The organism is Actinomadura sp. SCN-SB (assembly GCF_043906805.1).
GTDB lineage: Bacteria > Actinomycetota > Actinomycetes > Streptosporangiales > Streptosporangiaceae > Spirillospora.
In genome coordinates this window covers 19,435-44,324 of the sequence record NZ_JBIMPP010000057.1, presented here as the reverse complement: position 1 = coordinate 44,324, position 24,890 = coordinate 19,435, and the positions used below count along the sequence as shown (strand labels likewise).

Genomic DNA, 24,890 nt, shown 5'->3' with positions numbered 1-24,890 from the left:
CGCTGATGGTTCACGCGGCTCCAACGGAGATACGGTGAGAAAAGGGGCATAACGGACTGCCTGCCCGCTAGGAGACGCCAATGGAGGCGTGGGTCGTCTGGCTGATCATCGCCGGCTTCTTCGCGGTCGCCGAGGTGCTGACCTTCACCTTCGGCCTTGGACTGCTGGCGGTCGCCGCCGCGGCCGCATGCGTGGCGAGCGCGGTCGGGCTTCCGGTAGGCGTGCAGATCGCCGTGTTCGCCGCGACGTCGGCGGCCGGGCTCGGTGTCGTCCGCCCGTTCGCTCTCCGCCATGTGCGGCGGCCTCCGGTGCTCAGGTCGGGCGCCGCGGCGCTGGTGGGGCGGGAGGCCGTGGCGCTCACCGAGGTGACCAGGCATTCGGGCCTGGTGCGCATCGGCGGCGAGGAGTGGTCCGCGCGGCCGTTCGCGCCGGACCTCGGTGTCGTCATTCCCGAGGGTGCCCGCGTCGACGTTCTCGCCATCGAGGGCGCGACCGCCCTCGTGCACCCACGAGAGGAACCGTTATGGACGTCATGACCCAAGCCGTCATCGGTGCGATCGCCGCGGTGGTGGCGGTCGTCGTCGTGCTGCGGACGGTGTGGATCGTGCCGCAGGCGCGCGCCCAGAACGTGGAGCGCTTCGGCCGGTATCTGCGGACGCTGGAGGCCGGGCTGCACTTCGTGGTGCCGTTCGTCGACAAGGTCCGGCCCCGGATCGACCTCCGCGAGCAGGTGGTGTCGTTCGATCCGCAGCCGGTCATCACCGAGGACAACCTGGTCGTGCGGATCGACACGGTCCTGTACTTCCAGGTGACCGATCCGCGGGCGGCCGAGTACGAGATCGCGAACTACATCCAGGCCATCGAGCAGCTCACGGTCACCACGCTGCGCAACGTGATCGGCGCGATGGACCTGGAGGAGTGCCTCACCTCGCGGGAGAAGATCAACAGCCAGCTGCGCATCGTGCTGGACGAGGCGAGCGGCAAGTGGGGGATCCGGGTCAACCGGGTCGAGATCAAGGCGATCGACCCGCCGCCCTCGATCAAGGAGGCCATGGAGAAGCAGATGCGGGCCGAGCGGGACAAGCGGGCCGCGATCCTGACCGCCGAGGGCGTGCGGCAGTCGAAGATCCTGACCGCCGAGGGCGAGAAGCAGAGCGCCATCCTGAACTCCGAGGGCGCCCGGCAGTCCGCCATTCTGCGGGCCGACGGCCAGGCTCAGGCGATCGACCGGGTGTTCACCGCGATCCACCGCAACGACCCCGATCCCAAGCTGCTGGCCTACCAGTACCTACAGGTGCTTCCCGAGCTCGCCAAGGGCGAGGGCAACACCTTCTGGGTGATCCCGAGCGAGGTCACCAACGCGTTGCAGGGCGTCAGCAGGGCGTTCGCCAAGGACACCGGCGAGAGCGCGGGCCCGAAGGAACCCCCGCACGATGCGGTGACCGCCGAGAAGCGAGAGGACGACTCCGGGCCCGCGGCGCTGGAAGCACCGTCCCGGGACCGCGCGGCCGAGGTGGCCAGGGCGGCGCAGGAGGCGGCCTCCGCGGCCCGCCAGGAAGCCGAGAAGGCCAAGGCGGACGGCCTCGACGCCCGCCCGTAACGCGCCGCGCGCGGGCGTTCGCCTGTCGATAAGGGCGTTCACCTGGGCATCTACAGTGAGACCATGACGACGGTCGAGGTGGTCGAGCTGCTGGTGTCGCCCGTGCACCGGTACGCGGGACGGCCCGGGGACGGCGCGGCGCCGGGCCCTGACGACGAGCTGGTCGACCGCATCGAGGTGCGGCGGAACCTGCGCATCGTCGGGGACCGGTACTTCGGCAAGCCCGCACACCGGAACGCCTCGATCACCATCATGTCCGCGGAGAACCTGCCCGTGGACATCGACCCGGCGGTGGGCCTCCGGCAGACACGCCGGAACATCCTGCTCCGGGGCATCGACATCGACTCCTTCGTGGGCGAGACGGTGACCCTGGACAGCGGCGAGGGTCCCGTGACGCTCGCGGTGAACCGCCCGGCAAGGCCCTGTGCGTGGATGACCGCCGTCATCGGCCCCGGCGCCCAGCGCGCGATGCTCGGAAAAGGCGGGGTGCGGTGCACGCCACTGTCCGACGGAGTGCTCACCCTCGGAACGGCGAGTTTCTCGGTGGTCACCGCGTCCAACGGTACGGACAACGAGGCGCCGGGCCTGCGGCGCGGACGATCGCGCGAGGGTTAGGAAGCGGCCGAGAGCGACGACCCGGGCGAGGTCACGCCGGCCGAGCAGCGTCCGGCGCGTTCGGAGGTCGCGGGCCTGCTGGACGTGGAGGCCGGAGCGGCGCTGGTCCTGCGGCAACGAGTGATCGGCGCCGGCGACGCACCGATCGTGTTCGCCAGTCTCTGGCTGCCGCCGGAGCTCGCGCTGGCCACCGGCATGGACCGGGTGGAACCGCTCGCCGAGAGCCTGCGTGAACTCCTCTCCTCCGCCGGGTGCTCTCCCCGTGACGTCACCGAACGCCTGACGGCGCTTTCCCCGGAAACGCGCCGGCGCGCGGACAGGGTCCGCGCGCCGGAGGTGTCAGGCGTTCGCCCGCTTCGGAAGCCTCCACCCGGGGCGGGGGAAGTGGCAGGTGTAGCCGTTGGGGTACTTCTGCAGATAGTCCTGGTGCTCGGGCTCGGCCTCCCAGAAGTCGCCCGCCGGGGCGACCTCGGTGACGACCTTGCCGGGCCACAGGCCCGAGGCGTCGACGTCGGCGATCGTCTCCTCGGCGATCCGCTTCTGCTCGTCGCTGGTGTAGAAGATCGCCGAGCGGTAGCTGGTGCCGATGTCGTTGCCCTGGCGGTTCTTCGTCGTGGGGTCGTGCACCTGGAAGAAGAACTCCAGCAGCTCACGGAAGTCGGTCTTCTCGGGGTCGTAGACGACCTCGATGGACTCCGCGTGGGTGCCGTGGTTGCGGTAGGTGGCGTTCGGGACGTCGCCGCCGCTGTAGCCGACGCGCGTGGACACGACGCCGGGCTGGTGGCGGAACAGCTCCTGCATGCCCCAGAAACAGCCGCCGGCGAGGATCGCCTTTTCGGTGGTCACGTCGTCTCCCTGCTTGTCGTCGGTGTCACCGGTGAACAGGGTGCGGTATTCGCCGTACCCCTCGTCCTCCAGGTCGTCGAGGTGGATGAACCGCAACGACGCGGAGTTGATGCAGTAGCGCAGTCCGCCCTTGTCCAGGGGGCCGTCGTCGAAGACGTGGCCGAGGTGGCTGTCCCCGTGCCGCGAGCGGACCTCCGTACGGATCATCCCGTGGCTGGAATCCTCGCGCTGGACGACGTTCGTCTCGGCGATCGGCTTCGTGAAGCTCGGCCAGCCGGTGCGGCTGTCGTACTTGTCGACCGACGCGAACAGCGGCTCGCCGGACACGACGTCGACGTAGATGCCGGGCTCGTGGTTGTCCCAGTAGGCGTTGGCGAACGGACGCTCGGTGCCGTCCTCTTGGGTCACGCAGTACTGCTCCGGATCGAGCCTCGAAACGGCTTCCGGGTTCTTGTGGTAGCGGGACTGCTGGGGCATACCTCCCCCTTCCCAGGCCCTTCAGAGTGAAGCGTGGAAACCAGGTGAAACGCGCCTGGACGTGCACATACAGACATCCCACAGGCCGGCTTTATTCCCCCGGAGGGCCGCTCCATGGGGGGCGCGGGCAGGCCGCCGGCACGGGTGATCGGCCCCTGTGGCGTGGGACCTCGCCAGGCCCTACGGGGCGGGCGTTTCCGCATCGGAAACTTTACTGTTGCCATACTGGAAACTCGGGGGCTAGAGTTTCCGGCATGGAAACCGACGCTGGAGCGCACCTGCCGACGCCCGAGCAGGCCCGCGCGGCCTTGGCCGACACCGACCACGTCCGCGCGTCCGTCGCGGCGCTCTCGGCCACTCCGTGGCAGCCCTGGTTCGCCGCGACGACCACGGCGATGTTCATCGCGCTGCCGATCTTCCTCGGCGGCGCGCTGGCCGAGCCCGAGTGGCTGATGCCGCAGTGGGCGTGGGTGGTCACCATGGTCGCGACCGAGGCGGTGTTCGGCGCGCTGCTCGGCCTCGCGGCCAGGAACTGGCGCGCCAAGACGGGCGTGGCGCTGCGGCTCGACATCCTGCCGAAGTGGGCGGCCGTGCCGGCGTTCACCCTGCTGCCCTTGCTCATCGTGGGCGCCGGGTACGCGTTCCGGTACACCGGGCGGCCGCTCTGGCTGTTCGGCGCCGCCGCCGTGGGCGCCGCGGCGTCCATCGGCTCCCACCTCTGGTTCGTCCGCCTGCACCGGAAGGCACCGTGACCACCTCCGACCCGGTGGCCGGCTTCAACACCACCATCCACGCGCCCAACAGGCTGCGCATCTGCGCCCTGCTGGACACCGCGGGCGAGGCGGAGTTCAGCGCGGTCCAGCGGCAGCTCGGCATATCGGCGTCCGTGCTCAGCAAGCACGTCACCGTGCTCATGAACGCCGGATACGTCGAGCAGCGCAAGGCGGTCCGCGACACCCGGCAGCGGGTGTGGCTGAAACTGACCCCAGAGGGCCGCGAAGCCTATCGCGCCCACCACGCCGCACTGCGCGCCATCGTCGGCCCCTGAGATCGCTCAGAAGGTTCGCGACGACCACGATGCGGCGCTCATGGGCGGCGCACCTCCAGTTCGGCCGTCTGGACGTTGCGCGGCGGACGGATCCTGTCCCAGGAATCGGTGATCGACAGTTGCAGGAAGCGTGCCGTGACGGCCGGGAAGGCGGTGGTGACGGGGCCGTTCGCGGCGTCGGGCACCGTGGCCACGGTGCGCCAGGTCCGGCCGTCGTCGCTGACCTGGATCTGGTACGCCTTGGGCCCGTACCCGGTGCGGGGACGCATGGTCACCGAGCCGAGGCTCAGCGGGTGCCCGAAGTCGACGCCCAGCGTGATCGGTCGCGTGGGGGAGGGCCCGTCGCCGGCGGCCGTGCCGTTGCTCACCCAGAAGGACGCCGGGTCGCCGTCGAAGGCGAGGCCGGGCGGGTACGCGCTCTGGTGGTCGACGGCGAACGCGGCGGGCCACCGCGACCCCGACGGGTTGCGCGCCAGGTTGTCGGAGAAGGACAGATCGATGGCCGTCTCGGCCGCCACACCGCCCGCCGTCCTGACCGTGAGCCGTCCGGTTCCGCTGACGCGGGACCCGTTCGACAGCTCGAAGGCGGCGTTCGCCGACCCGTGCGCCGGGACGCGCAGATCGGCGGTGGAGGGGCTGATGGTGATCCCGTCCGGCGCGGTGGCGGTCAGGCGCACGTCGAGGGGCCGGTCGGCATTGCTGCGGACGGTCACGCCGGCCTGGTTCCAGCCGCCCGCGGCCAGGGGCAGCGACGGCGCGTCCGGGACGAGCGTGATCAGTGGCAGTACCGGCGCGGTCACCGAGCCGGTCGTGGTGATCGGCCGTCCGGCGGCGCGGTAGGTCAGGGACGCGCCGATGTCCGCCGCCGTCCCGGGGCGCGCCGATGGTGACACGGTCGCGGTGAGCTGGACGGTGGCCGCCTTGCCGGGCGGCAGCGCGGTGAACGCCGGGACGTTCGAGGGCAGTGTCCACCCCTCGGGCCCGCGCAGCGACAGCCGTCCCTCCACGGCGGCCGCCGCTCCCCGGTTGAGCAGCGTCGCGGTGAGCCCGAGCGGCTCGCCCGGGAAGGCGGGACCGGACGCGCGGAGCCCGACGACGACCCGCAGCGAACCTTGGGCGGCGATCAGTTCGGTCTCCACGCTTCGCCGGGCGGCCGCGACCGCGGCGGCGACGTCGCCCTCGCCCGCGGAAAGCCGGCCGGTCTGCCGCAGGGCGTTCGCGACGGCGACGGCCGCGCGGCCGGTGTCCGGCCGTTCGGCGGTCACCGCGCCGAGGGCGTCGGCGATGGCGCGGTCCACCTGCGCCGCGGTGGCGGTCAGGCGCGCGGCCTCGGCCGGGCCGAGCCGGCCTGAAGCCCGCCAGCCGGCCACCTTCCGCCGCAGGTCGCCGATCGTGGCGTGCGCCGCGCGGAGATGCTCGTACTCGGGCCCGGCCAGGATGAGCCGGTCGTCCACCATCCGCGCGGTGAGGGTCTCGCCGGGCTCGATGACCCGGGCACCGGTCCGGGTCCGGCCGTCGCGCACGTACCGCACCGCCGCCCGTACCGCCGAAGCGCCGGGGTTGGTCAGGACGGCGCGGTCCTCACCGTCCTGGCGGGCGAGCAGTCTCCCGTCGGAGTGGACGAAGAAGCGGAGCACCTCGCCGGTCGAGGCGGGCGCGCCGAGCCCCATGGTCACCGCGGCGGTGTTCCCGGTGATCTCGGCCTGCTCGCGCGTGACCGGTGCGCCTCGGGCGTCGTCCAGGGACAGCCTGGCGGTGGGCTCGCCGGACCAGCGGGCGACCGCGAGCCTGCCGGTGCCGTCGTCGGACCGGGCGAGCAGCGCCGACCAGCCGGCCGGAACGGAGGGCTGGCGCGCGGCCCCCGCCAGCCGGGCGGTCGTCTCGTGGTCGGCGAGCGGGAGCACCACGGCGCCCCTGTTGCCGCTGCCGTCGCCGACCGAGCCGGTGACCAGGGTGGTGTCGTTGGTCCCCGTGGTCCGCTGTGCCCTGATGCCGCTTCCGCCGAGCACGATCATGCCCAGCCGGCCGGCCAGGTTCACCCAGTTCCCGCTCAGGTCGCCGAGGCCGGTGCCGCCGGCGGAACGCACCGGGCGCTCGCCGGTGACGCCCGGGATGTGCTCCATCGAATAGGTGAAGGCGCTGCCGGTGCCGCGGTCGAGCAGCAGGGTGACGCCGTCGGGGAACGCGGTCATCGAGAAGCCCCGGTCGCCGATGGTCCCGGCGGTGGAGAACCGGTCCTCCCGGCAGTCGCAGGTGTGGTCGCCGGGACCCCGCGCCGTCCCGATCAGGCTCTGCGGGGCGTAGTAGGTGAACACGGGGTCGCCGAGGTGCCCTTCGGCGCGCGGGACGACCAGGCCCATCGGCCGTGCGTCGTCCCACGACATCGTGGCGATGGATCGGGCGAACCGGCCCTGGACGAGCTGCGCGTCAGGGTGGTGCCGGACCCCGGCGGTCTTGGCGCGCTCCTTCTGGTACTCGCTCTCGGACGGCGTGGGCGACGGCCCGAAGAGCGCGTGGTTCCACCAGGCGCCCGCGAGCCGCTTGACCAGCATGCTCTCGTAACCGAGCTCGGGCTGGCCGAGGATCGAGCCGTTCTGGTGGGTCGACTGGCGCCGTGCCACGGTGGTCAGGGCCCGCGACTCCAGCACCGAGGCGTCCGGCCGGCCGAACCGGGTGGCCAGGATCGACAGGTAGCCCAGGTGCTGGTAGTCCTTGCTGGTCCAGTCCTGGCCGGCCGGCATGACGAGGTCGCCGTCGTCGGCGGCGAGCGGGCCGAGGACGCGGTCCCAGATCTCCCGCATCCGGAACGAGTACGCCTCGGGCGGACGGCGCCCGGCCCGCGCTTCGATGATGGCCGCGTCCCCGACGTTCAGGTGGGTGACCTGCTGGTAGATCGGGTTGAAGAAGCCGTGGTTCTCCAGGGTCAGGTCGGGCTTGAGGTTGACCGAGGCCATCCGGTCCTTGACCGGACGTCCGTCCACGACCTGCTCCGACTCGGCGTCGGCGGCGGTGGACGACGCGTTCAGGGCGAGCTTGATCGACGTCTCGCGCCAGGTGGGCGCGCGCGGGTCGTCCGGTGACAGCGCGGCCGCCAGGGCGGGGGTCGGGGCGTTCCAGGCGTTGTCCTCCGCGCCGGTGTCGCCGTCCCGTGCCGTCGCGATCGGCTTGGTGACCAGGATGTCGGCCTCGGCCTCCACGACCTTGCGCACCAGGGCGCGGGTGTCCTCGTCGAGCCGGTCCCACAGCACCTGGGCGGCGAAGCCCCAGAGGTAGGTCTCCAGGGACGCCTGCCAGGTGCCGCCGCCCCACTGGTCGTACCCGGCGCCGGACAGCTTGTTGGTGAGGGCGGTGTAGCGGATCGAGCGGATGGTGTGGTCGAGCATCACCTCGCGCGCCACCCCGCCGAACGACCGCTGCCGCGGCCTGGCCTTGAGCAGCGTGGCGTAGACGAACGCGATGTCGCCGGCGCCGCGCGGCTGGGTGACGCCCGAACCCGTGGCCAGGTAGCGGCCGGTGTTCGGCTCCGGGATGTCCGAGTCCCGCCAGAAGCTCTCCGCGTGCGGGACGAACTTCTCCAGGACGGAGAGCAGCAGTTCACGTTTCTGCTGGTCCGTCAGAACGGAGTACCCGGTCGGCGCGGCGTGGGCGGCGGGGGGCCGGAGCGGCCCCGCGGTGAGGGTCAGGCTCACTAAGAGCACGGTGACGACGGCGATGGCGGCTCGGACGCGTCGGTTCACGGCGCGATCTCCCCTCGGGGGTGGCTCGGGGCTTGGGCGGCTCGGGGTTTGGGCTCGGGGTTGGGGGGCTGAAAGCTTGGGCGGCCTGGGGTTCAGCGGTCCATGCGGTAGTGGGCCACCGCGGCGGGGTCGACCTCGATGCCGAGGCCGGGCCCGTCGGGCTGGGGCAGGACGCCGTCGCGCGGCTTCGGCGCGGCGGCCAGGTCCCTGTGCAGCGGGTTGGTCAGTGGTTGCACCTCGAACTGCCGGCAGCACGGATGGGCGTACGAGACCGCCAGCGCGGCGGCGAACGAGATGGGGCCGGCCCAGGCGTGCGCGTTCGCCTGCCGCCCGGCGGCCTCGACGAGCCGGCAGGACCGGCTGAAGCCGGTCACGCCCTCGGTGCGCCCCGGGTCGATCCCGACGACGTCCACGGTTCCGGTGGCGAGGATCCGCCGCACGCCGCGGACCGTCCACTCGCGCTCGCCGTAGGCGATGAGCGTGGTCGTCTTGGCCCGCAGCGTCGCGTAGCCCTCGGGATCGTCGGCGCCCAGCGGCTCCTCGATCCAGTGCAGGCCGTGCTCCTCGAACGCCCGCACCCGGCGTACCGCCTCGGCCACGGTCCACCGGTTGCGCACGCCGAGATCCACCATGATCTTCGGCTCCGGCCCGAGCGCGGCGCGCAGCGACCGGACGAACTCCACGTCCCGGTCATGGTCGAAGCCCAGGTGGGCCTCGCCCCGCTTGCCGAAACCGACCTTGATCCCGGCCGCCCTCCGATCGGCCACCCAGCCCGCCATCTCCTCGGCGCCCTCCCGCAGCCCGGCGCGGGCGGCGTGGCAGGACACCACGGCGGGCAGCCCGTCGTGGACGGGGCCGCCGAGCAGGTCGAGGACGCGCTGCCCGGTGATGCGGCCCTTGAGGTCCCACAGGGCGGTGTCGATGGCCGCGTGGGCGAAGGTGGCGATGCCCCCGACGCCGTACCACCAGGTGTGGTCGCGGACGGCCTGCCACAGCGCGGAGGTGTCGCACGGGTCTCGTCCGACCAGGACCTCGGACAGGCCGCGGACGATCTCGGCCGTCGCGAGCGTGGCCTCCGGCCAGATCGTGACGGCCTCGCCCCAGCCCACCGGCCCGTCGGCCGCCGACACCCGTACCAGGCAGACATGCCGGGTCCCGCCGTGGTCGTTGGGCTCGGTGTAGGCGAGCGGGACGGCCTCGACGGCGTCGATCCTCACGACCGGGCCTCCAGCCGTCCGCTGCGGGCGCTCCGGTAGGCCAGGTCGAGCGCCTCGACGGTGCGCGCCCCAAGGTCACCGGGAGCCGCGTTGGCGCCGGCACGGCCCAGGGCCGCGTCGACGAGGGCGTTCGCCGGTCCCCACGGCCGGTACGCCCCGTCACCCGGCGACACGGGCAGCCTGATATCGGTGCCGTCCGGCCGGTAGAGCCAGACGAGCTCGCGCTCGACGTCCACCAGGAGCTGACCTTCGCTTCCGATGGCGCGTACTTCCAGAGCGTGCTTGTTGCCACCGGCGCCGAGGTGCGCCGACCCTCCCGACAGCGTCCCGACGCCGCCGCCGGTGAACCGGAGCGCGATGGCGTCGTGCAGCTCCACCGGCGCCTCGTCGGGCCCGCTCATCAGCGCGAACGCGCACTCCACGCGCTCGGGTACCAGGTGCAAGGCGAGCCCGAGCGCGTGCGATAGCTGCGCCTGCCCGTATCCGCCGCCGGACACCCGCGGGTCGGTCCAGGTCGCCGGTTCGGGGACGGTGTCCGGATCCGCGTCGGGATAGGCGCCGGTGTTGGACAGCAGCTCGCGCGTCTGGGACGACATGTGAACGGTCATGTGCTCAAGCCGTCCCAGGCCGTGCTCGTCCACCAGCCGCTTGGCCGCGCGGATCATGGGGGAGTAGTTCCAGCCGAAGCTGATCAGCAGTTCCCGCCCGGCCCGGCGGGCGGTCTCGACCAGGTCCCAGGCGTCCTCCGGCCGGATCGTCATCGGCTTCTCGCACAGGACGTGGGCGCCCGCCTCAAGCGCGGCCCGGACCTGCTCGTGGTGCAGGGCCGTCGGCGAGGCCACCACGCAGATGTCGACTCCCGCGTCGAGGACGTCCCGGTAGTCCTCGGAGGCGACGCGGAAGCCGTACCGGTCCTTGATCCGGCGCAGCGCCTCACCTCCCTTGCGGCAGACCCCGGCGAACTCGATCTCCTCGCCCCGTTCCGCCAGGGCGGGAAGGTGCGCCGCCACGGCCCAGGACCCCGCTCCGATCACACCGAGTCTCAGCTTGCCCATGCCCCATGCCTCTCGTGGTCACGCCGTGCCCGGGTCACGACGCGGAGAACCGCTGCCGGATCTGATCGAACGACACCGCCAGGATCAGCAGCGATCCGCGTGCGACGTCCTGCCAGAACGAGCTGACGTTCATCAGCGTGAGCCCGTTGTTGAGCACCCCGATCAGGACCAGCCCCAGCACCGTTCCCATCACCGTCCCGCGGCCACCGGAGAGGCTCGCACCGCCCAGTACTATCGCGGCGATCACCGACAGTTCCAGCCCGGTGGCGGCCACCGGCGAGGCCGCGCTGAGCTGCGAGGTCAGGATCAGCCCCGCGAGGGCCACCGCCACCCCGGACAGCACGAACCCGGTGAACACGCTCCACCGTCCCCGGATCCCGACCAGCCGCGCCGCCGCGGGATTGGCGCCCGTCGCGTACAGCGAGCGCCCGTAGACGGTGTAGCGCATGACCAGCGCCCCGGCGACGACGATCACGGCGAAGATGACCACCGGGACGGGGACGCCCAGGAAGCGGGACGTGCCCAGCAGCGTGAAGCCCGGGAACAGCGCCGTCTGCCCGCCGGCCAGCAGCTGGGTGAAGCCGCGCAGCACCGCGAGCATGCCCAGCGTCGTGATGAGGGCGTTCACGCCCACGACCGACACCAGCGCCCCGTTGACCACTCCCACGATCAGCCCGGCCAGCAACGCGACCAGCACGCCCATGGTGATGCCGTGATCGGTCCCGACGGTCGCGAGCACCACACCGCAGAACGCGGCCCCCGACCCCACCGACAGGTCGAACTGACCCGAGATCAGCAGCATCGTGCCCGGTACCGCGATGATCCCGGTCACCGAGATCGCGGTAAGAATGTTGAGCAGGTTGGACGAGCGCAGGAAGTAGTCGCTCTGCAGGCTGAAGAAGATCACCAGCACCACGAGCACGGCCAGCAGCGCCGCGAACTCGGGCAGGCTCCGGCCGACCCTGTCCTCGGACGGCGGCGCGTCCCGCCGCTCCGGCGCCTTGGTCACCACGTCATCGGCCACGGCCCGGCTCCCTCCGGCTCTGTCCTGGTACGCCATGTCCTCATCCTCCGGCCGCGTCGGTCAGTGCCCTGGTCGTGACGTCGTCGCCGCCGAGCTCGGCCACCACCCGGCCGCGGGCCATCACCAGCGCCCGGTCGGCGAGCTGGACGACCTCCTCGTAGTCGGAGGTGGCCACCAGAAGCCCGGCCCTGCCCGTCACCAGCTCGCGCAGGGCCGTGTAGATCTCCTGCCGGGCCCCCACGTCCACGCCCCGGGTCGGCTCGATCAATATCAGCAGCTTGGAGCCGCGTTCCAGCCAGCGTCCGAGCAGCACCTTCTGCTGGTTGCCACCGGACAGCGTGGCGATCGGCTGCCGCGGGCCGCGCCCGGCCCTGATCCGTAGCGCCTCGCGCCATCTCCCGTACGCGGCGTCCTCGCGGCGGGACGTCAGGACGCCGAGCCTGGACATCAGCGGCCACGACGGCGCCGCGAGGTTCTCGGCCACGGGGCGCACGGCGAATCCGCCGTCCCGCTGCCGGTCGGCGGGCAGCAGCCCGACACCCGCCCGGATCGCCGCGGCCGGGTCGCGGAAGGACCGCGCGCGCCCGTCCACCTCCACGGTGCCGGACGTCAGCGTGCGCAGCCCGAAGGCCGTCTCCGCCACCTCGGCGATCCCCGAGCCGACCTTCCCGTACAGGGCCACGACCTCACCGGGCGCGACCGACAGCGAGACATCGGTGAACACGCCGTCGATGGACGCCTCCGTGAAGCGCAGCACGGGTTCCGCCCCCTCGTGCGCCGGCGCGGCGGCGGCCGGCCTGGCCACCGTGCCGGCGGAGCGGCCGATCATCGCGGAGACCAGCTCGTCCCTGCCGACCGAGCCGACCGGAGCCGACAGGGCCGTCCGCCCGTCGCGCAGTACCTGCACACGGTCGGCCAGCTCCCGCACCTCGTCCAGCCGGTGGGTGATGTAGATGATCCCCACGCCCCGGTCGCGGAGCCGCCGGACGAACCGGAACAGCCGCGCCACCTCCTCCGACGACAGCGCGGCGGTCGGCTCGTCCAGGATGAGCACCCGCGCGTCGTCGGTCAGCGCGCGGGCGATCTCCACGATCTGCCGTTCGCCGATGCGCAGCGCGCCGACCGTGGCGCGCGGGTCGAGGTCGGCGTCCAGCTCGGCCAGGATCCTCGCCGCGCGGGACCGCATGGCCGCCCAGTCCACCCGGCCGGCGGTGGTCGGCCAGCGTCCCAGGAAGACGTTCTCCGCGACGCTCAGGGACGGCGCGTCGGCCGGCTCCTGGAAGATCATCCGGATGCCGAGCGCGCGTGCCCGCTTCGGGTCCAGGGCGGGGACGGACACGCCTCCGAGCGAGATCGTCCCGCCGTCGGGCCGGTGGTCGCCCGCCAGGATCTTCACGAGGGTGGACTTGCCCGCGCCGTTCTCGCCCAGCAGCGCCAGCACCTCGCCGGGGCGCACGCTCACATCCACCCCGTGCAGGACCGGCACCCCGGCGAAGGACTTGCGGATACCGGTCGCCGTGAGCAGCGAGGGCCGCGCCGTCGTCGCTTCGGTCGCTTCCGCGGTCATGGACGTCAGCAGCCCGAGGGCTTGTAGAAGGACCCGATGTTCGACGAGTTGATGATCGCGTGCTTCACGAAGAGCTGCTTCGGAACGTCCTTGCCCTTGATCAGGTCGATGAGGTAGGGGACGCCGATCTCGCCGTAGCGCTCGGGGAAGTAGGCGGTGTCGGCCACCCAGTGCGTGTTCTTGGAGATCTCGCAGTGGGCCGAGGGGTCGGCGCCCTGGCCCGCCATGTACAGGTCGTTCTGGCGTCCGGCGGTCCTGGCGGCGGCCAGCGCGCCCAGGATCGCGTCGTCGTTGATGGCCGCGACGACGATGCGCTTCGCGCCCGGCAGCGAGGTGAGCACGTCGGTGAAGGTGGTGCGGGCGTTGTCGATGCGGAACGCGTTGACCTGCTTCAGGTTCTTGATCTGGCCGCACTCCTCGGTGAAGCCCTTGCGCTGACCGCCCATGCGGGCCTGGTTCACCTCGCCGGCCTCCGGCTGCTCCATCGAGACGAAGGCGTCGTACTCGCAGTCGAACACCTGCTTGAAGTACCGGCCCAGGGCCTTGCCCGCGAGATAGCCCGCGTGGGCGTTGTCGGCTCCCATGAACGCGCGCTCGCACGGCGGCTGGTGGATGTCGATGCCGATGACGGGCACCTGCGGCCCGGCCTGGCAGATGGACGCCGCCGCCTTGGAGTCGGGCTGGAAGTTCAGGTAGCCCTGGACGCCCTGGGTCTTGAAGTTCCGCACGCAGTCGAGCGCCGTGGCCGCGTCCCCCTTGGAGTCGCAGAAGACGAGCTGGGCGCCCGCGGCGGCGGCCTGCTTGCGGACGCCGTCGCTGACCAGCTTGCCGAACGGGACGTTCTCACCCAGGGAGATGTATCCCAGCTTCAGTCCGCGTCCGCTGCCGGGCTCGGCCTGGCGGAAGTCCACCGCGCCCGCCGATGTGGAGGCGGCCGGTGCCGCCGTCACGGCCTTGAGCGCTTCACGGGCCTTGGCGGCGTCCGGTTCGGCGCCACCGCCCTGGCCCGGACCTGTGCTGCAGGCCGCGGCGAGCGCGAGCGAACCGGCGAGCGCCGCGCCCTTCGCCACTCGCGCGCCGAGCCTTCCGTCACCGAGCCACATGCCGGCCTCCTCGTCGATACAGCGGTCGATATGGCAGTCGATCCGGAACCAAATCCTGGAATCCTTTCCAGAAGTGATCCCTTTCGTAGTCCGTGCGCCGCGACGCTGTCAAGACCTGAGGGCGCCTTGACTGGCAGATCATGGCTTGTGAAGCGGGCATTCGGCGAGCCGGCGTCGCCGCGCCGCATGGTTGATGACTTGGCCGTTGGCGGGTTACGGTGCCCACGTTCCTGGAATCGTTACCAGTGGATCGCACGATCTGTGACCGAGAGAGCCCGTGACCGAAAGAGAGACCCGATGACGTCCCACGACGCGCCCGCGGCGGACCGCACCGACCGGCACCCGGCCGGGGACGGCCGCGGCGGCGGCCTGATCATCACGAGAGTGGAGACCACGCCCGTCCGGGTGCCCCTGCCGACCGTCTTCCGCGGCAGCCACTACCAGATGACCCACCGTTCGACCCTGGTGACGCGGCTCCACACCGCGGACGGCATCGTCGGCGAGTGCTACGTCGGAGACGAGGACGCCAGCCTGCTCGAGATCGAGCGGATCGTGCAGGCCGAGATCGCCCCCGCCCTGATGGGCATGGACGCCATGGCCACCGAGCGGTGCTGGCACGCCGGGTATCCGGCGACCTACGACATCCTGCGCGACCGCCGGCTCGGCCTGGTGGCGCTCGCCTGCGTCGACACCGCCATCTGGGACGCGGTGGGCAAGGCGCTCGGCCAGCCGCTGTGGCGGCTGTGGGGCGGGTTCACCGACCGGATCCCGCTGGTGGCGATCGGCGGCTACTACGGCGAACCGGTCGGCGCCCTCTCCGACGAGATCGCCCAGTACCGGGAGATGGGGCTGGCCGGGATGAAGCTGAAGGTCGGCGGGCGGTCACCGGCCGAGGACGCCGAGCGCGTCGAGGCCGCCCGCCTGGCCGGCGGCGAGGACTTCATCCTCACGATCGACGCCAACCAGGGCTACACCACGGCCGAGGCCCTGGAGCTGTGCGCCCGCATCGAGGGACTCTCCATCCGGTGGTTCGAGGAGCCGGTGCGCTGGCACAACGACCGGCGCTCGCTTCGCGACGTGCGCATGATCGGAGGGATCCCGGTCTGCGCGGGCCAGAGCGAGCTGTCGGCCAGCGGCTGCCGCGACCTCATGGAGGCCGGCGCCGTCGACGTCTGCAACTTCGACGCGTCCTGGTCCGGAGGCCCGACCGCCTGGCGCCGGACGGCCGCGATCGCCCACGGCTACGACGTGCAGATGGGCCACCACGAGGAACCGCACGTGGCGTCCCACCTGCTGGCCAGCCAGCCCCACGGCACCTACGCCGAGTGCTTCCACCCCGACCGGGACCCGATGTGGTGGAACATGGTCCGCGGAGTGCGGCTGGAAGGGGGGCACCTGGTGTTGCCGGACGCGCCGGGGCTGGGCTGGGAACTGGACTGGGACTACATCGAGCGTCACCGGGTGGAGCGATGAGCGAGACCACCGTGCCGGGACGCCTGCTGGGCGAGGGCCTGGCCGGCCGGGGCGTGCTCTGCACCGGCGGAGCCGGAGGCATCGGACGCGCGGTGTGCCGCCAGTTCGCGCTGGCCGGTGCGCGGGTCCTGGTCGCCGACCGCGACGAGGCCGCCTGCCGCGAGGTGGCCGGCGGCTTGCCCGGCTCCGGTCACGAGCCGTTCGCCGCCGACCTGTCCGACCCGCATGCCGCCGCCTCCCTGCCGGAGGCCGCCGAGGAGCGGCTCGGCTCGTGCGACGTGCTCGTCCACATGGCCGCGGTACTGCTGCGCAAACCCCTGGGCGAGGTGAGCGAGGCGGACTGGGACCTCCAGACCGAGGTGAACCTCAAGGCGACCTTCTTCCTCGCCCGCGCCGCCGGCGACCTGATGCGGCGGCGGGGCCGTGGCGGCCGTGTCGTCCTGTTCGCCTCGCAGGCATGGTGGACGGGCGGCTATGGCGGCTCGGTCGTCTACGCGGCGGGCAAGGGCGGAGTGGTCTCCCTGGCCCGGGGCCTGGCCAGGGAGTACGGGCCCGACGGCATCACGGTCAACACCGTCGCGCCCGGCAGCGTCGACACCCCCATGCTCCGCACCGGCCTGGCACCGGAGGTCCTGGACGGCGTCCTGGAGGCGACCCCGCTGCGGCGCCTGGGCACCCCCGAGGAGATCGCCACCGCGACCCTGTTCCTGGCGTCCGACAACGCCTCGTTCATCAGCGGCGCGACCCTCAACGTCAGCGGCGGCTGGCTCGCCTACTGAAGCGGCCGCCTCGTGGGGGGACGACCCCGCTCCCCGGGGAGGGGCGGGCTCATTCCAGGTGGAAGACCTCCTTGTAGGACGTCTGCCAGTCGCCGTCCGCGATGCCCACGATCACGCCGTCGAACCAGTCCGCCCAGCGCGCGTTGACCTCGGTCTCGCCGACGGCGCCGAACGCCGTGGCCGCGTCCGGCTCGCACTCGGCGTAGGCGATCACCGTGCGGCCGTCACGGAAGATCGAGTAGTTGCGGACGCCGTTCTCGCGCAGCGCGTCCAGCAGCTCGGGCCACACCGCCCGGTGCCGCCGGTCGTACTCGTCCTCCTGTCCCGGCACGAGCTCGAAGGAGAAGCAGACCCGTTCCATCCCGACTCCTAGAATCGATTCCAACGAGTGAGCGGGCACCATCCCATTCATCCTGCGTCGTACTTGTCAAGCAGTAGGGACACTGGCATGCTCTGGGACTGGAAAGGTTTCCAGGAAAGGATGCAGCTGTGGCGATCGAGCTGTCCTGCGCCGACTACACCTGGCCGGCGGCGCCGCACACGACGGCGCTGGACCTCATCAGCGGCCTCGGCTTCGCCGCCGTCGATCTCGGCTACTTCACCGGCCGCAGCCATGTCCGTCCCGAGGACGTCGGCGCGGAGATCGCCCAGCATGCCGGGCGGGTGGCCGAGCGCTGCGCGGAGCGCGGGCTGGCCGTGGCCGACGTGTTCGCCCAGACCGCCGGCTTCGAGGACGCGGCGGTCAACCACCCCGACCCCGCCGAGCGGGAGCGCTCGCTGGAGTTCTTCGACCGGGCGCTGGAGTTCGCACGCCGCGTCGGCAGCCCGGGCATGACGATCCTGCCGGGCGTCGTCTTCGGCGGAGAGCCGTGGGAGGACGCGGCCGGTCGTGCCGCCGAAGGGCTGCGCATCCGGATCGACAGGGCGGCGGAGGCCGGGCTGCGGCTGTCGGTGGAGCCGCACCAGGGGTCGTTCATCGACACGCCCGAGCTGACCGCCCGGTTCCTGGAGATGGTCCCGGACCTGCGGCTCACCCTCGACTACGGTCACTTCGTCTTCGGCGGCTCCAGCGACGACGACATCGAGCCGCTGCTGCCCGCAGCGGGTCACGTCCAGTGCCGGGGAGGACGTCCCGGGACGTTGCAGGCCGACATGCGCGCCAACACCATCGACTTCCCCCGGATGGTCCGCGGTCTCGCCGCCACCGGCTACCAAGGTTTCCTTGCCACCGAATACGTGTGGTCGGAGTGGCATCGTTGCAACGAGGTCGACAATCTGACCGAGACGGTGGAACTCCGGGACGTGCTCGGCCGGGCGCTCGACGATGTCGCCGCGACAGCGTCCAGCCCGGCCGGCGCCTGACGACGGACACGGCGGGGACCATATGGCAGCGAACCAGCGCAGGCCCACGGGCGGGACACGACGAGCGGACGGCGGCGCGGCGGCACCGGCACGGCGGGCGGGGGTGAAGGAGGTCGCCGAGCGCGCCGGGGTGGCGCCGTCATCGGTCTCCCGCGTCCTGTCCGGTCACCCGGACGTGAGCGCGGTCATGCGCAACCGGGTGCTCGACGCCGTGGCCGCCCTGGGATACGAGCCCGACCTGCTGGCCCAGAGCCTGCGCCGCGGCGCCACGATGACGGCCGGGTTCGTGGCGGGCGACATCTCCAACTCCCTGGTCTCGCAGATCGCGCTCGGCGCCGAGGTCGAACTGCGCTCGGCGGGCTACTCGATCCTGCTGATGAACTCGATGAACGACCCCGCGCTCGACGCCGCCCACGTGCGGATGCTCCGCCAGCGCCGGGTGGACGGCCTGCTCCTGCTGCTCGCCGACGAGGACAACGCCGAGACCCTCGACGCGCTGCGCGGCAGCGACAGCCCCTACGTGCTGGTCGACCGCGACCCGGCGCCCCTGCCGGACGCCAGCGCGGTGCTGAGCGACCACCGCCGCGGGATCGCCGACGCGGCCGAGTACCTGATCTCCCTCGGCCACCGCCGCATCGCGCTGATCAACGGCAACCCGGCGGTGCGTCCCGCCAGGGAACGCGCCGCGGCCCTGCGCAAGACGTGCCGGGCGCACCCGGACGTCACCGCCATCGTCCGGTCCGGCGCGTTCAGCGCCGAGCACGGCGAGGCGGCCACCGAGTCGCTGCTGTCGGCGGCCGGACCGCCGTCCGCCATCATCGCCGGCGGCAACCAGATCCTCACCGGGGTGCTGCGCGCGCTGCGCCGCGCGAACCTCCGGATCCCCGACCAGATCTCCCTGATCACCTGCGACGACGTGCCGCTCGCCGAGCTGTTCGAGCCGCCCATCGCCACCATCTCCCGCGATCCCGAGGACATCGGGCGCCAGGCGGCACGGCTGTTGCTCGACCACACGGAAGGCCGATCGGCCCGTGTCACCACGCTGCCGGCGGTGTTCCGTCCCGCCCGCAGCTGCGCGGCGCCACCGCCACCCGGCGACCTGGAGGAAACGTGACCGACATCAGTACCACCCCGTCCGGCCCCGCCGCCGAGCCGCGCACCCTCGCCGCAGGCCCGCCCGGCGACGCGGCCGACCTTCTGCGGGACATGCTCCGCATCCGCTTCTTCGAGGACGAGACCCAGGACCTGTTCACCCGTGGCCTCATGCGCGGAAGCACCCACCTGTGCCAGGGGCAGGAGGCCGTGTCCGTCGGCGTGTGCCGTGCGCTGCGCCACGGCGACGCCATGACCTGCACCTATCGCGGGCACGGCGCGGTGCTGGCGATGGGCGCCCCGCTCGACCGCGCCTTCGGTGAACTGCTCGGCAAGGCCGAGGGACTGTGCCGCGGCAAGGGCGGCTCGATGCACTTGACCGATGTGTCGGTGGGCGCGTACGGCTCCAACGCCATCGTCGGCGCCCACCTGCCCATCACGGTCGGCCATGCCCTCGCCGCACGGCAGCGCGGGACGGGCGCGGTCGCGGTCGCCTTCTTCGGCGACGGCGCCACCAACATCGGCGCGTTCCACGAGAGCCTGAACCTGGCGGCGATATGGCGGCTGCCGGCCGTCTTCGTCATCGAGAACAACCAGTACGGCGAGTACAGCCCGCTGGCCTCGACGACCCCCATCACGCGGCTGGCCGACCGGGCGGCGTCGTACGGCATGCCAGGCGTTCACGTTGACGGCAACGACGTCGTGGCCGTACGGGCGGTGGCGGGCGAGGCCGTCGAGCGGGCCCGCGCGGGGGAGGGGCCCACGCTCATCGAGGCCGAGACCTACCGCCAGTCCGGGCACTCCCGTTCCGACCCCGGGACCTACCGCCCTCCGGGCGAGCTGGAGTCCTGGCTGCAGCGCGACCCCATCAAACTCCTCCAGGACGCCATGGTCGCCGCGGGCCGTGCCTCGTCCGAGGAACTGTCGGCGCTGCGCGAGGAGGTGCGCCAGGAGGTCGCCGAGGCGGCCAGGCGCGCCATCGCCTGGCCCGCCCCCGACCCGCAGACCCGATTCGAGGACATCTACTCATAAGCGGCGGAGCCGTTCGGGGGGTCTGGGGGACCGCCCCCAGGAAGGACACAGCGTGAGCGGCGGAGCCGTTCGGGGGGTCTGGGGGACCGCCCCCAGGAAGGACACAGCATGAGTGAGCAGATCAATTACCGGCAGACGATCGCGCGGGCGCTCGCCGACGCGCTCGCCGCCGATCCCGACGTCATCCTGATCGGCGAGGACGTGGCCGCGGCCGGCGGAGCCTTCAAGTCCACGGTGGGACTGTTCGAGAGGTTCGGCCCGGAGCGGGTGCGCGACACCCCGATCTCCGAGCAGGCCATCGTGGGGGCCGCGATGGGCGCGGCCATGTGCGGCCTGCGCCCGGTCGCGGAGATCATGTTCGCGGACTTCGCCGGCGTGTGCTTCGACCAGATCGCCAACCAGCTCGCCAAGTACCGCTACATGACCGGCGGGCAGGTGCGCCTTCCGGTCACCATCCGGATGGCGGGCGGCGCCGGGAGCGGCTTCGCGGCCCAGCATTCCCAGGCGGCCGAGAACTGGTTCCTCAACATCCCCGGCCTCAAGATCGCCGTTCCCGGCACGGTCCCCGACCTGTACGGCCTGACCCGGGCGGCGATCCAGGACGACAACCCGGTGCTGATCTTCGAGCACAAGAACCTGTTCGCGGTGAAGGGCACGATCCCGCCGGACGCCGATCCGATCCCGCTGGGCCGGGCCGACGTGGTCCGCCGCGGCGACGACGTCACGATCGTGGCGACCCAGCAGATGCGCTGGCGCGCCCTCGAAGCGGCCGGACGGCTGGCCACCGAAGGCATCGAGGCCACCGTCATCGATCCGCGGACCCTCGTCCCCTTCGATGACGACACCGTCGTGGAGAGCCTGAACACCACGTCCCGCCTCACCGTCGTCCAAGAGGCGCCCGCGGGCGGCAGCTGGGGCGCCTCCCTGATCGCCCGTATGGTCCAGCACCACTTCTTCCTGTTCGACGCGCCCCCGCTGCTGCTGTGCGCGGATGACACCCCGGTCCCGTACGCGGCGAACCTTGAGGAGGCATGGATGCCGAGCGTCGAGGAGATCGTCAGCGAGGTCCGCAAACAGGTCCAGAGCTGAAGGCCGCCGACGACCTGCTCGCAGGCAGGCTAATGATGTGGCGTGACATACGGTGACCCTGGTTCGGCCGTGGTCGCTTCGCCTCGTTCCGGGTGGGCGCGTGGGTCTGGGGCCGGTACGGATGCGAGCAGCTTGCGCGTGTACGGATGGGCCGGGCGCTCGATGACCGCGTCCACGGGGCCCTGCTCGACGATCCGTCCGGCCTTGAGCACGGCCACGCGATGGGACATGTGCCGTACGACGTCGATGTCGTGGGAGATGAACAGGTAGCCGAGCCCGAGGTCCTCTTGCAGGTCGAGGAGCAGGTTGAGGATCTGCGCCTGGACGGACAGGTCGAGCGCGCTGGTCGGCTCGTCGAAGACCACCAGCTCGGGTTCCACGATCAGGGCGCGGGCGATGGCGACGCGCTGGCGCTGGCCGCCGGAGAGCCGCCCCGGGCGGCGGGCGGCGATCTCGGGCGGCATGCCGACCCGGCGGAGGATGCCGGCGACCCGGCCGGCGGTCTCCCGCCGCGTGACCCGTCCGGCGCGCAGCGGCTCGGCGAGGGTCTGGCCGATCGTGCGGGACGGGTTCAGCGAGCCGTACGGATCCTGGAAGACGACCTGCAGACGCCGGGCGAGTTCGCGGCGCCGCCGCGGTCCGGCATGGGTGATGTCCTCGTTCCGGAACAGGATGCGCCCGGCGGCGGGCCGGACCAGCCCGAGGATCGCGTCGCCGATCGTCGACTTGCCCGCGCCGGACTCCCCGACCAGGCCCAGCGTCTCGCCGCGCGACAGGGACAGGCTCACCCCGTCGACGGCGAGGACCGGCGTGCCGCGTTCACCGCGGTGTTCGACCCTCAGGCCGTCGATCTCAAGCAGGGGCGTGCCCATGCCGGCCTCCCCTCTCGACGGCGGTGTGGTGGACACACCGGGTGTGATGCCCGCCCGAGGGTTCGAGCAGGGGTATCGCGGCCTCGCCGCATTCCGCCGTGGCCAGCCCGCAGCGCGGCGCGAAACGGCAGCCGTCCGGCCAGGCCCCCGGCGCCGGCACCGTGCCGGGTATCGCGGCCAGACGCCGGCGGGGGGTGCCCCGGCTCGGCATGCAGCCGAGCAGGCCGGCGGTGTACGGGTGCAGCGGCCGGTCGACCATCTGCGTGACCGGGCATTCCTCCACCACCTGGCCCGCGTACATGACGTACGCCCGGCGGCACATGGCGGCCACGACACCCCAGTCGTGGGTGATGAGCAGGATGGACATGCCGCGCTCCCGCTGGAGGCGGCGCAGCAGTCCGAGGATCTCGGCCTGCACGGTCACGTCGAGGGCGGTCGTCGGCTCGTCGGCGATCAGGAGCCGGGGCTCGCCCGCGAGCGCCATCGCGATGGCGACGCGCTGCGCCATCCCACCGGACAGTTCGTGCGGGTAGCGCCGTGCGACGGCCTCGGGATCGGGAAGGTTGACGCTCTGGAGGAGGTCGAGCGTGCGGGCGCGGACCGACCGCCGCGATCCGCCGTGGTGCCGCCGCACCAGCTCGGCCACCTGGCGGCCGGCGGGGTGGACCGGGTCGAGGCCCGCGATGGGGTCCTGGGAGATCAGCGCGATCTCGCGTCCGCGCAGCCGGCGTAGTGCCGCCGGCCCGGCCCCCGTCATGTCGGCGCCATCGAACAGGACGCTTCCCGTACGGACGACGCCGCCGGAGGGGAGCAGCCCGAGAACGGCCCGGCCGGTGAGGCTCTTGCCGCATCCGGACTCGCCCACCAGGCCCACCGTTTCCCCTCGCCCGATGTCCATGCTGACGTCCTGCACGACGGTGGTCATCTCGCGCGTACCGGGGAGGGCGATCGTGATGCCCCGTAGCGACAGCAGCGCCGCGGGCGGCGCGTCCCCGGGCGGCATGACCGGGTCCCGGCGGAGCGGACGTTTCGGGCGGGGTGGCGTCCGCGGGCCGTCCGCCGCCTGGGCCGTCGCGTCCCGTACGGCATCGCCCAGCAGGCCGAACGCCAGGATGGCCAGGCCGATGACCAGGCCGGGCGGCACGAGCAGCCACGGCCGCCGGTCGATGACCGCCGCCGCGTCGGCGACCATCCCGCCCCACGTCGGCGCCGGCGGCTCGGGCCCGAGCCCGAGGTAGCCCAGGCCGGTCTCGGCCAGCAGCGCCGCACCGGCGAACAGCGACGCCTGGACGATGATCGGCCCCGCCACCCTGGGCAGCACGTGCCGGACGATGATGTGGCGGTCGGGCAGCCCCGAGACCCGGGCGGCGGCGACGTAGAGTTCCCCGCGCACGGCGAGCGTGGCTCCGCGCGCCACCCGGGCCAGCGCCGGAGAGCCGAGGACGCCGAACGCGACCATCGCCGCCGTCTCGCTGCGGACGAAGACGGCGAGCACCACCAGCAGCATGACGATCGCGGGGATCGCGAGCATCACGTCCACGACCCATCCGAGCACGCGGTCCCACCAGCCGCCGAGGAAGCCCGCCACCACGCCGCCGGTCACGCCCAGGACGAGAAAGGTCAGCACGGCCTCGGCCACGGCGGGGAGGCTGACACGACCGCCGTACATCAGCCGGCTGAGCAGGTCCCGTCCCAGGTTGTCGGTACCGAAGGGGTGGTCGGCGGTGGGACCGGACAGGACGCGCTCCAGGTCCGTCTCGGTCGGCCCGTACGGTGCGAGCGCCGGTGCCGTCACGGCGGCGACCAGCACCAGGACGAGGTAGGCCAGCGACACGGCCGCGATGGGGCGGCGCGCGATCGGACGCCACACGGCGGCCACCCGGCGGGCGGCGATCCGGCCGCCGCGGATCACGGCGGCGGTCACCGCACCCTCGCCTTCGGGTTGAGCCGGCCGTACGCCAGGTCCACGGCGAGGTTGATCGCCACGACGAACAGCGTGAACACGAGCACCACCCCTTGGATCATGGGAACGTCGTGCCCGGTCGTCGCCTGGACGGCCAGACCGCCCAGGCCGGGCATGGCGAACACGGCCTCCACCAGCACGGTCCCGCTGAGCGTCTGGACGAAGACCAGCCCGGCCACGGTCACCACCGGGATGCAGGCGTTCCGCAGGGCGTGACGGAACACGATGGACGTCTCGGTCGCGCCGTTGGCGCGTAGCGTGTGGACGAAGTCGCGGGAGAGCGCGTCGAGCATCGCGTCGCGCGTCTGCTTGGCGAACACGGTCATGCCGTACGCCGCGAGGGTGGCCACGGGAAGCAGGAGGCTGCGGGCCCAGCCGCCCGGGGATTCGGCGAGCGGCACGTAGCCGGTCGCGGGCAGCAGGCGGAGGCTCACCGCGAACACCATGACCAGGACCAGGCCGAGCCAGAAGTTGGGCAGGCCGAAGCCGAGGAGGGACAGGGCGTCGATGGCCCGCCCGAGCCGTCCGCCGCGCACGGCTCCCGCCACGCCCAGGCCCACGCCCGTGACCGCCGCGACCACGGTCGCGCAGGCCACGAGCGACAGGGTGACCGGAAGCCGTCCGCCGATCTCGGCGGCGACGTCCAATCCGCTGATCGGCGAGGTGCCGAGGTCGCCGCGCAGTGCGGAGCCGAGCCAGTGCCAGTACTGGACGGGCAGGGGCCGGTCGAGGAGCAGTTCGTGGCGCAGCAGCGCGTACGCCTCCGGTGTGTAGTTCTCGCCGAGGATCGTGCGGGCGGTGTCGCCCGGCGCGGCGGACTGCAGCAGGAAGGTCAGCAGCGACACCAGGAACACCAGCGCGAAGGAGATCAGCAGTCGGCGCGGCACCAGTCGCGGCATGCCGCCCGCCTCCCTTCCGAACCGGTGGGCTCCTTCTTGG

Annotated in this window: 22 protein-coding genes and 1 pseudogene; 12 read left to right on the top strand and 11 right to left on the bottom strand. The window is 72.3% G+C overall.

All coding sequences use genetic code 11. From position 1 onward, the window contains the following. Positions 1-80 precede the first annotated feature (80 nt). The 4 genes and pseudogenes from ACGWYJ_RS29220 to ACGWYJ_RS29205 form a co-directional block, all read left to right on the top strand. Positions 81-536 (top strand): NfeD family protein, encoded by a 456-nt coding sequence (locus tag ACGWYJ_RS29220; protein ID WP_395109644.1) that lies wholly within the window; start codon positions 81-83, stop codon positions 534-536. After that, complete coding sequence (locus tag ACGWYJ_RS29215; protein ID WP_395109652.1) at positions 533-1,600, top strand: SPFH domain-containing protein; 1,068 nt, start codon at positions 533-535, stop codon at positions 1,598-1,600. The genes ACGWYJ_RS29220 and ACGWYJ_RS29215 overlap by 4 nt, the downstream gene beginning before the upstream one ends. A gap of 63 nt (positions 1,601-1,663) precedes the next feature. Next, positions 1,664-2,215 (top strand): hypothetical protein, encoded by a 552-nt coding sequence (locus ACGWYJ_RS29210; RefSeq protein ID WP_395109643.1) that lies wholly within the window; start codon positions 1,664-1,666, stop codon positions 2,213-2,215. 42 nt (positions 2,216-2,257) lie between these two features. Further along, a pseudogene (locus tag ACGWYJ_RS29205) lies at positions 2,258-2,506 on the top strand (UTRA domain-containing protein); the annotation flags it as partial. Positions 2,507-2,554: 48 nt separating this feature from the next. Here the strand turns inward: ACGWYJ_RS29205 and ACGWYJ_RS29200 are convergent. Beyond that, the gene (locus ACGWYJ_RS29200; RefSeq protein ID WP_395109642.1) at positions 2,555-3,538 is read right to left on the bottom strand and encodes a bifunctional methionine sulfoxide reductase B/A protein; all 984 of its coding nucleotides are present in this window, start codon (positions 3,536-3,538) and stop codon (positions 2,555-2,557) included. 254 nt (positions 3,539-3,792) lie between these two features. Here ACGWYJ_RS29200 and ACGWYJ_RS29195 point away from each other — a divergent pair, with 254 nt between their 5' ends. Then, on the top strand, positions 3,793-4,290 hold the full coding sequence (locus ACGWYJ_RS29195) for a hypothetical protein (RefSeq protein ID WP_395109641.1): 498 nt from the start codon (positions 3,793-3,795) through the stop codon (positions 4,288-4,290). Beyond that, a complete protein-coding gene (locus tag ACGWYJ_RS29190; protein WP_395109640.1) occupies positions 4,287-4,586 on the top strand; it encodes a transcriptional regulator in 300 nt (99 codons plus the stop codon). The genes ACGWYJ_RS29195 and ACGWYJ_RS29190 overlap by 4 nt, the downstream gene beginning before the upstream one ends. Positions 4,587-4,624: 38 nt before the next feature. Here ACGWYJ_RS29190 and ACGWYJ_RS29185 read toward each other — a convergent pair whose 3' ends face one another. The 6 genes from ACGWYJ_RS29185 to ACGWYJ_RS29160 form a co-directional block, all read right to left on the bottom strand. Next, on the bottom strand, positions 4,625-8,323 hold the full coding sequence (locus tag ACGWYJ_RS29185; RefSeq protein WP_395109639.1) for a discoidin domain-containing protein: 3,699 nt from the start codon (positions 8,321-8,323) through the stop codon (positions 4,625-4,627). A gap of 92 nt (positions 8,324-8,415) precedes the next feature. Beyond that, the gene (locus ACGWYJ_RS29180) at positions 8,416-9,540 is read right to left on the bottom strand and encodes a mandelate racemase/muconate lactonizing enzyme family protein (protein WP_395109638.1); all 1,125 of its coding nucleotides are present in this window, start codon (positions 9,538-9,540) and stop codon (positions 8,416-8,418) included. After that, a complete protein-coding gene (locus ACGWYJ_RS29175; protein WP_395109637.1) occupies positions 9,537-10,595 on the bottom strand; it encodes a Gfo/Idh/MocA family protein in 1,059 nt (352 codons plus the stop codon). Before ACGWYJ_RS29175 ends, ACGWYJ_RS29180 begins: the two co-directional genes overlap by 4 nt. A 34-nt stretch (positions 10,596-10,629) precedes the next feature. After that, positions 10,630-11,619, bottom strand: a complete 990-nt coding sequence (locus tag ACGWYJ_RS29170; RefSeq protein ID WP_395109636.1) for an ABC transporter permease — start codon at positions 11,617-11,619, stop codon at positions 10,630-10,632. Between the two features lie 40 nt (positions 11,620-11,659). Beyond that, on the bottom strand, positions 11,660-13,186 hold the full coding sequence (locus ACGWYJ_RS29165) for a sugar ABC transporter ATP-binding protein (RefSeq protein ID WP_395109635.1): 1,527 nt from the start codon (positions 13,184-13,186) through the stop codon (positions 11,660-11,662). A gap of 5 nt (positions 13,187-13,191) precedes the next feature. Further along, the gene (locus ACGWYJ_RS29160; protein WP_395109634.1) at positions 13,192-14,289 is read right to left on the bottom strand and encodes a sugar ABC transporter substrate-binding protein; all 1,098 of its coding nucleotides are present in this window, start codon (positions 14,287-14,289) and stop codon (positions 13,192-13,194) included. A 297-nt stretch (positions 14,290-14,586) separates the two neighbouring features. Between ACGWYJ_RS29160 and ACGWYJ_RS29155 the strand changes: the two genes are divergently transcribed. Both ACGWYJ_RS29155 and ACGWYJ_RS29150 read left to right on the top strand, forming a co-directional pair. Further along, positions 14,587-15,762 (top strand): mandelate racemase/muconate lactonizing enzyme family protein, encoded by a 1,176-nt coding sequence (locus ACGWYJ_RS29155; RefSeq protein ID WP_395109633.1) that lies wholly within the window; start codon positions 14,587-14,589, stop codon positions 15,760-15,762. Continuing rightward, on the top strand, positions 15,759-16,541 hold the full coding sequence (locus ACGWYJ_RS29150; protein WP_395109632.1) for an SDR family NAD(P)-dependent oxidoreductase: 783 nt from the start codon (positions 15,759-15,761) through the stop codon (positions 16,539-16,541). Before ACGWYJ_RS29155 ends, ACGWYJ_RS29150 begins: the two co-directional genes overlap by 4 nt. A 49-nt stretch (positions 16,542-16,590) precedes the next feature. On the opposite strand, the gene ACGWYJ_RS29145 is transcribed toward ACGWYJ_RS29150, so the two are convergent. Continuing rightward, positions 16,591-16,902, bottom strand: coding sequence for an L-rhamnose mutarotase (locus ACGWYJ_RS29145; RefSeq protein WP_395109631.1), 312 nt, complete (start codon positions 16,900-16,902; stop codon positions 16,591-16,593). A 128-nt stretch (positions 16,903-17,030) separates the two neighbouring features. Here ACGWYJ_RS29145 and ACGWYJ_RS29140 point away from each other — a divergent pair, with 128 nt between their 5' ends. From ACGWYJ_RS29140 to ACGWYJ_RS29125, 4 genes are all read left to right on the top strand, one after another. Next, positions 17,031-17,903 carry a sugar phosphate isomerase/epimerase family protein gene (locus tag ACGWYJ_RS29140; RefSeq protein WP_395109630.1) on the top strand — a complete coding sequence of 291 codons (873 nt, stop codon included), beginning with the start codon at positions 17,031-17,033 and terminating at the stop codon, positions 17,901-17,903. 22 nt (positions 17,904-17,925) lie between these two features. Next, complete coding sequence (locus tag ACGWYJ_RS29135; RefSeq protein ID WP_395109629.1) at positions 17,926-19,017, top strand: LacI family DNA-binding transcriptional regulator; 1,092 nt, start codon at positions 17,926-17,928, stop codon at positions 19,015-19,017. Beyond that, a complete protein-coding gene (locus ACGWYJ_RS29130) occupies positions 19,014-20,027 on the top strand; it encodes a thiamine pyrophosphate-dependent dehydrogenase E1 component subunit alpha (protein ID WP_395109628.1) in 1,014 nt (337 codons plus the stop codon). The genes ACGWYJ_RS29135 and ACGWYJ_RS29130 overlap by 4 nt, the downstream gene beginning before the upstream one ends. Before the next feature lie 108 nt (positions 20,028-20,135). Next, entirely contained in the window at positions 20,136-21,116 is a 981-nt protein-coding gene (locus ACGWYJ_RS29125; protein WP_395109627.1) for an alpha-ketoacid dehydrogenase subunit beta, read from the top strand. Positions 21,117-21,145: 29 nt separating this feature from the next. Here the strand turns inward: ACGWYJ_RS29125 and ACGWYJ_RS29120 are convergent, their stop codons facing one another. The 3 genes from ACGWYJ_RS29120 to ACGWYJ_RS29110 are packed head-to-tail and all read right to left on the bottom strand — an operon-like array spanning position 21,146 to position 24,850. Continuing rightward, positions 21,146-21,988 (bottom strand): ATP-binding cassette domain-containing protein, encoded by an 843-nt coding sequence (locus ACGWYJ_RS29120; protein ID WP_395109626.1) that lies wholly within the window; start codon positions 21,986-21,988, stop codon positions 21,146-21,148. Next, positions 21,969-23,912 carry a dipeptide/oligopeptide/nickel ABC transporter permease/ATP-binding protein gene (locus tag ACGWYJ_RS29115; protein ID WP_395109625.1) on the bottom strand — a complete coding sequence of 648 codons (1,944 nt, stop codon included), beginning with the start codon at positions 23,910-23,912 and terminating at the stop codon, positions 21,969-21,971. Before ACGWYJ_RS29115 ends, ACGWYJ_RS29120 begins: the two co-directional genes overlap by 20 nt. Further along, a complete protein-coding gene (locus ACGWYJ_RS29110; protein ID WP_395109624.1) occupies positions 23,909-24,850 on the bottom strand; it encodes an ABC transporter permease in 942 nt (313 codons plus the stop codon). The genes ACGWYJ_RS29115 and ACGWYJ_RS29110 overlap by 4 nt, the downstream gene beginning before the upstream one ends. Positions 24,851-24,890 lie beyond the last annotated feature (40 nt).

Excerpts from the sequence above, each read along its gene's own strand:
- ACGWYJ_RS29220 (WP_395109644.1), top strand. The coding sequence starts at position 81 with ATGGAGGCGTGGGTCGTCTGGCTGATCATCGCCGGCTTCTTCGCGGTC.
- ACGWYJ_RS29215 (WP_395109652.1), top strand. The coding sequence starts at position 533 with ATGACCCAAGCCGTCATCGGTGCGATCGCCGCGGTGGTGGCGGTCGTC.
- ACGWYJ_RS29210 (WP_395109643.1), top strand. The coding sequence starts at position 1,664 with ATGACGACGGTCGAGGTGGTCGAGCTGCTGGTGTCGCCCGTGCACCGG.
- ACGWYJ_RS29200 (WP_395109642.1), bottom strand. The coding sequence starts at position 3,538 with ATGCCCCAGCAGTCCCGCTACCACAAGAACCCGGAAGCCGTTTCGAGG.
- ACGWYJ_RS29195 (WP_395109641.1), top strand. The coding sequence starts at position 3,793 with ATGGAAACCGACGCTGGAGCGCACCTGCCGACGCCCGAGCAGGCCCGC.
- ACGWYJ_RS29175 (WP_395109637.1), bottom strand. The coding sequence starts at position 10,595 with ATGGGCAAGCTGAGACTCGGTGTGATCGGAGCGGGGTCCTGGGCCGTG.
- ACGWYJ_RS29165 (WP_395109635.1), bottom strand. The coding sequence starts at position 13,186 with ATGACCGCGGAAGCGACCGAAGCGACGACGGCGCGGCCCTCGCTGCTC.
- ACGWYJ_RS29160 (WP_395109634.1), bottom strand. The coding sequence starts at position 14,289 with ATGTGGCTCGGTGACGGAAGGCTCGGCGCGCGAGTGGCGAAGGGCGCG.
- ACGWYJ_RS29155 (WP_395109633.1), top strand. The coding sequence starts at position 14,587 with ATGACGTCCCACGACGCGCCCGCGGCGGACCGCACCGACCGGCACCCG.
- ACGWYJ_RS29150 (WP_395109632.1), top strand. The coding sequence starts at position 15,759 with ATGAGCGAGACCACCGTGCCGGGACGCCTGCTGGGCGAGGGCCTGGCC.
- ACGWYJ_RS29145 (WP_395109631.1), bottom strand. The coding sequence starts at position 16,902 with ATGGAACGGGTCTGCTTCTCCTTCGAGCTCGTGCCGGGACAGGAGGAC.
- ACGWYJ_RS29135 (WP_395109629.1), top strand. The coding sequence starts at position 17,926 with ATGGCAGCGAACCAGCGCAGGCCCACGGGCGGGACACGACGAGCGGAC.
- ACGWYJ_RS29125 (WP_395109627.1), top strand. The coding sequence starts at position 20,136 with ATGAGTGAGCAGATCAATTACCGGCAGACGATCGCGCGGGCGCTCGCC.
- ACGWYJ_RS29120 (WP_395109626.1), bottom strand. The coding sequence starts at position 21,988 with ATGGGCACGCCCCTGCTTGAGATCGACGGCCTGAGGGTCGAACACCGC.
- ACGWYJ_RS29110 (WP_395109624.1), bottom strand. The coding sequence starts at position 24,850 with ATGCCGCGACTGGTGCCGCGCCGACTGCTGATCTCCTTCGCGCTGGTG.